This window comes from Microcoleus sp. (assembly GCF_049646505.1).
Taxonomy (GTDB): domain Bacteria; phylum Cyanobacteriota; class Cyanobacteriia; order Cyanobacteriales; family Microcoleaceae; genus Microcoleus.
Genome location: NZ_JBARVX010000573.1, coordinates 1 through 5,542, shown reverse-complemented (window position 1 = coordinate 5,542; position 5,542 = coordinate 1). Strand labels below are relative to the sequence as shown.

Annotated in this window: 3 protein-coding genes; 2 read left to right on the top strand and 1 reads right to left on the bottom strand. The window is 42.4% G+C overall.

The genetic code is table 11. The features are described 5' to 3' along the window. Positions 1-122: 122 nt before the first annotated feature. Both WBA89_RS26935 and WBA89_RS26930 read left to right on the top strand, forming a co-directional pair. The gene (locus WBA89_RS26935) at positions 123-1,037 is read left to right on the top strand and encodes a hypothetical protein (protein ID WP_424410715.1); all 915 of its coding nucleotides are present in this window, start codon (positions 123-125) and stop codon (positions 1,035-1,037) included. 37 nt (positions 1,038-1,074) lie between these two features. Beyond that, on the top strand, positions 1,075-1,590 hold the full coding sequence (locus tag WBA89_RS26930) for a hypothetical protein (RefSeq protein WP_424410714.1): 516 nt from the start codon (positions 1,075-1,077) through the stop codon (positions 1,588-1,590). Between the two features lie 456 nt (positions 1,591-2,046). On the opposite strand, the gene WBA89_RS26925 is transcribed toward WBA89_RS26930, so the two are convergent. After that, a complete protein-coding gene (locus WBA89_RS26925) occupies positions 2,047-4,956 on the bottom strand; it encodes a tetratricopeptide repeat protein (RefSeq protein WP_424410713.1) in 2,910 nt (969 codons plus the stop codon). Positions 4,957-5,542 lie beyond the last annotated feature (586 nt).

Sequence of the window (5,542 nt, the reverse complement as noted above, 5' to 3'; positions counted from 1 at the left end):
GAAAGGGACTCGGAGACAACCATATCTCCACAGAGGGGCAACCATACCCCTCTCCCCCGCAAGGGGATTTAAATTAATGTAAAGCCGTCCTAGAAGGACGGGGTTTCAAACCCATTTTTCTGATGACACAGTTTGTTTTGGATAGCTTTCAAGCTCTCAGCTCTAGTATTCAAACTAAAATAGAGGAAGCTAGGCAAAAGTTTGAAACTGAATTTGTTACTTCCGAATTTGAGAGCTTAATGTTGACATTGTATCGCAAACTTGATGAAATACAATATTTATTAGATGAAAGTTCAAGTGGTAAAGATTATTTTCTAATTTCCAATAAATTTCACGAAGCAAATGAATTTTTATTTTCTTCTATCAATAATTACGCTGAAAAAAATTCTATTACTGAAGAAAAAATTGATTTTATAAAAAATTTTAGTAATGATTTAAAAGTCAGCAAAATATTTTTTGAAGCAGAGGGTTTGATTGTTTTAGCTGGTAATACAAAAGATGAGATAGATAAGTGCGTGCATTATCTTAGAGCTTATCAGCTATTTCGAGAAGTTGTTACTAATGATTGGGATAATATTTCGATTGAATGTCGCAAATCCATTACAGATATGGCTTTATTTTTAGTGAACATTTTATTAGTTCCTAATATAAAAAAAATAGAAGCGGGAACATCTTCGCTTCTTTCAGTATTTGCAAAAGATAAAGACCTTAAATTACTCAAGAAAAAGCAACTAGAAAATCTGTCTATTTCTCTAGAAGAAATATCGACATTAAATCCTTTGAATGGGATAAGTAACTACTTACCAGAACTAGAAAAGCTGGTCAATGTAGCTGTGGAGCAAACTAGGCAGTGGATAGAATTGGGTATTGATATTAGCGATCCATGTGTGATAACACCTTTAGAAGAGACGGCAGACAAATATCCAGCAATTGCTGAATACTGCAACGATCGTTTAATAGAATTGGTGAAAGAACAAATGAATCAAATGAAAAATTCTTTACCAGATGTAAACGAAGAAGTTTTAGATGAGTTTTGATGATAAAATTTTAAGGAAAAAGTATGATTAAGTATTTATGACTTGGGAAAAATTTTTAGCTGAAGGAGATTATGCTGTAACACTTATTCGCAATGGACTGAGGAAACGGGGAATTAATACAGGAGAGTCTATTGTTACTCAGTTTAATACTGACGAAGATATTCCTGTGTATGATAATTTAGGCAATAAAATCTTTTGGATATCTGTAAAAACAGTATTTCAGTCTATTACAGATCCGATTCGACAAATACCGCCCGGTTATAAAGGTTGGATGTGCGGTGAAGTAGAAAGTAAACAATGGGTAAACCCGCCAGCAGTAGTTATTTGGTACTGTCGAAATACCAGCACAGCTTGGGGAGCAATAACGCCAACACGTCCCAGTACCAAGTGGATTATTTATCCAGATAGATACGGTACAAAAATAGACAAACGCAAAACAGCAGCGACAGGTCAAATTTATTATATTTACCCTTCTTATTGTGTGCCAACTTCTGAAATAATTAGTAAAGATGAAGTTATCAACTATATTCAGCAGTTATCCACATCATGTTAATTCACACTTTTTAAATTGATTATCATAATTATAACTATCGCTTACATCCCAAATTAGATCCCCCTAAATCCCCCTTAAGAAGGGGGACTTTGAATGCTGTTTATAACTATCGCTTGCATCCAAAATTAGATCCCCCTAAATCCCCCTTAAGAAGGGGGACTTTGAATGCTCTTTTTTATCCTCCCTTGTGAAGCGAGACTCTGAATGCTCTTGTCCCCCCCTTCTTAAGGGGGGCTAGGGGGGATCTCTTCGTCTATTTATAATCCTAAATCTTGTTTGAGGACAGACGCATGGGGCCAGAAACCGGGTTTTTTCGATAATACTTGGTTGTGATGCGTAGATGCGGGCAAAAACCCGGTTTCTTTGTCGGAGTGCGTAAATCCTGTGAACTTTTGGTGTAAGTTAACTGGACAAATCCGCCTCCTGAATGCCGCGTCTTTACTAATTGCGATCGGGCTAACTGCTGACAGTATCCTCTCCCAAATTATCGATAGATTGTTGCAGCGAATCGCAGACATTGCGAAGGCGATCGTTGTTAGGAGCAATGGCTAAAGAGCGATCGAACATTTCCAGCGCCTCTTGCCAATTCTTGAGTGCTTCCTGTCTCTCAGATAATTTTTCTTGCAAATCACCCAGACATCGCAGCGCATTCCCTTTGTTGGTGAGAGCAGCGATAAAATCCGGTGCAATAAGTAACACAGAATTCAAGGCAGCGATCGCCTCAAAGTAAGACTGTTTTGCCCTCTCAAATTCACTTAGCTGTGCTTGCAATTCACCCAAAATTTTCAGCACATTCCCTTTGGTGGCGAGAGCACCGATATCATCCGGTGCAATAACTAAAGCAGAATTATAGGCTGCGATCGCATCTGAGTAATACTGTTTTGCCGCCTCAAATTCATTTAGCTGTGCTTGCAATTCACCCAGACTTCGCAGCGCAATCCCTTTGTTCTTGAGAACATAGATATCATCCGGTGCAATAACTAAAGCAGAATTATAGGCTGCGATCTCATCAAAGTAAGACTGTTTTGCAGCCTCAAATTCTCTTAGCTGTGCTTGTAATTTACCCAGACTTCCCAGCGCATTTGCTTTGTTATTGAGAGCAGACTTATCATCCGGTGCAATAATTAAAGCAGAATTATAGGCTGCGATTGCATCTGAGTAATACTGTTTTGCAACCTCAAATTCACTTAGCTGTGCTTGTAATTCACCCAGACTTTGCAGCGCAACCCCTTTGCTGTTGGACTGTCCAGAATCATAGGCAGCGATCGCCTCCGAGTAAGACTGTTTTGCAGTCTCAAATTCTCTTAGCCGTGCTTGCAAATCACCCAGACTGTTCAGCACCAGCCCTTTGGTGTTGAAAACATTAATATGATCCGGTGAAATAAGTAAAGCTAAATTACAGGTAGCGATCGCATCTGACAAAGACTGTTTTGCAGCCTCAAATTCTCCTATACCGCTCTGTAACTGACCCAGACTTAGCAGCACAAACCCTTTGCTGCGGAGCGTATTTCGATCGTCAGGATTTGTGATGAGTGCGCGATCGTAAGCTGCAACTGCCTCTAAATACTCTTGTTTTCCTTCTGCATCTCGAGCTAATACAGTATAGTAAAATCCTTCAGCTCGCGAAATCCAGCCCAGCAAAAAATCACTTTTAATCCACAACTCATCTCTAACTCCTAGCAGCGACTTGCATTCCTCGTAACGACTCAGCAGCAACGCTTCATCAAACACCTCTTTCCATTCCTTCACACCCCGCTCCCAATCCAAGCGATTAGCATGAAAAATCGCCTCAGCCCCATCCCCCACTTCCCGATAATGCCCCTCCAAAACCTCATGGGCTCTGCGAGTTTTCGGATTATCCCTTTCCGCATCCAAGCGCCGCAATAAATCGTGAATCCGATACCAATTATCCCCCCGCTTCTCCGATTTCCACACAAAGGAAAAACCCGTCAACATCTCAAAATTGGCACTACTTGCCTGGAAGTGACAAGCAGATCCCAATTTCACGTACAAACCCTCATCAAAAGCGCGGCAAGCACTCAGCGAATGCACCGCCGATCGCACTTCGCGATCCACATAAGTCAGCAACCGATCCGTTAACTCCGCAGTCTTATTTTCCAACTTCGGAATCCGCGCAAAATCCGACGACAGCAACTCAATTCCCCGCCTTCTTTCTGCCAGCACCACATCCGCGCACAAACCCAAATAAAACGGATTTACCTGCAAATTATCCCAACTCTCATCAGGATTGACGCTGGCATATTTAATCACAGCATCTGCCAAATCAGCCTTGTCAATCTCCACTTTGTGCAAGTAATCTCTAGCATCGGCGGGAGACAAATGCCACACCAATTGTTTATCTATATAATCTGCGGGAATCGGAAACCTCGACGCATTCGGCCACCGCAGTTGTGTCACCGGACACTCTCGCCCCGCCACCGCAACCACAATTCCCAATTTGTAATCCAATGCCCTCAACAACCGCCGAAACCACTCATCTTGATACCAAAAAGTTGCGCCTTGAGAATTGCGTTTTTCATCCCACATTTTCTCGTGAGTATCGAACAGCATCACGAGGCGATCGGGTTTATTTTTGCCAGCCATTGCCGCATTCAAATCCCCAGCCAATAATTTCGGCAAACAGTCGATTAATTCAGTATCAATATCTTTACGGCGAATTTGATCCGCCGTTTCGTCGCTGACACCCAACCGCGTTTGAATTAATTTCATCGTTCGCTTAATCCCGCCGAATTTATCGATTAATTTCAGCCCCGCCGCTACTTGTGACACCACGGGAAATCCGGCAAAGGTTTCAACTACAGGTGTCAAAAAATCAATCAAATCATCGGGGAAAAGTTGGTTGAGAGTTGCGTCTGACTCGCCTTTGTTCAGCAAATACCAAAAGCAAGCAAAGTCATAATTAGGAAATTTAAATTTATATTTCTTAGTTGCTTCTGCGATATTTCGCCGCAGCATCAGCAAGCCGTAAAATCTATCTTGGGGTTTATCTTCTTTAATCGATATCAATCCGAAATCGTGTCTGACTGCGGGGATAGGAGTGTAGGTTTTAGGTTGTGCATTGCGGACAAAATTAGCAACTTCGGCGGCTCTTGCTTCGGGGATTTGGCGCAATCGCTGCCAATCCTGCGGCGGAAATCTTTTGCAGCAGTGAAACTCCAAGTGTTTTAGCAGCAATGACTTGCCGTTGCCTCCATCCCCGAAAAAATACAAAATTTGTTCGCGGGGCGGGTCTTCGTTTAAATAAAAGGCAAATCGGCGGGTAAATTCGTGTCTGTCTGTGAAGAGTTGCAGTTTGCGATCGTCGCTAATATATTCGCTTTCAAAATCGTCGTTGTCGATCGGCATAATTGTGGAGGTGAAGAGTTAATTTAATTGTAGATTAAAGTTGATTGAAAGAGCACCGGAATAATAGAGGAGACGGCAATGCCCAAGGAGTGTCAACTTAAAGTCAAACCCAGTCAGAGACTGTTGTTGGACGACTAGCCTCAGATCCCCCCTAGCCCCCCTTAAGAAGGGGGGGACAGGAGTCTTCTCAAAGTCCCCCTACAACCAGGGGGATTTAGGGGGATCTAGACTTGGCGTAAAACCCAGATTTCTCAAAGGTTTCAGGCTTAAGTTGACACTAATGGGCAGTGCCGTGTCGCTACCCCAAAATAATATTGTAGGGGCTAAGAGGAGACGGCAATGCCGTGTCCCTACCCCAAAACAATATTGTAGGGACACGGCACTGCCGTGTCCTAATTTCTGTGCTAAAACCGTAATCTATCGATCGCCCAAGCTATCTTAGACAAGGCGCTAGTGCAATCACTGTCATGGCATCTCCAAACCATCAAAATTCGGCGGATTCATCTGTGAAACAATCTCTGGAGGCTGGTTTAACGGCTTTGAAAGAACGGGATTACCCAAGGGCGATCGCCCTTTTAGAATCCGT

Coding starts and splice junctions, on each gene's coding strand:
- WBA89_RS26935 (WP_424410715.1), top strand. CDS start 123: ATGACACAGTTTGTTTTGGATAGCTTTCAAGCTCTCAGCTCTAGTATT.
- WBA89_RS26930 (WP_424410714.1), top strand. CDS start 1,075: ATGACTTGGGAAAAATTTTTAGCTGAAGGAGATTATGCTGTAACACTT.
- WBA89_RS26925 (WP_424410713.1), bottom strand. CDS start 4,956: ATGCCGATCGACAACGACGATTTTGAAAGCGAATATATTAGCGACGAT.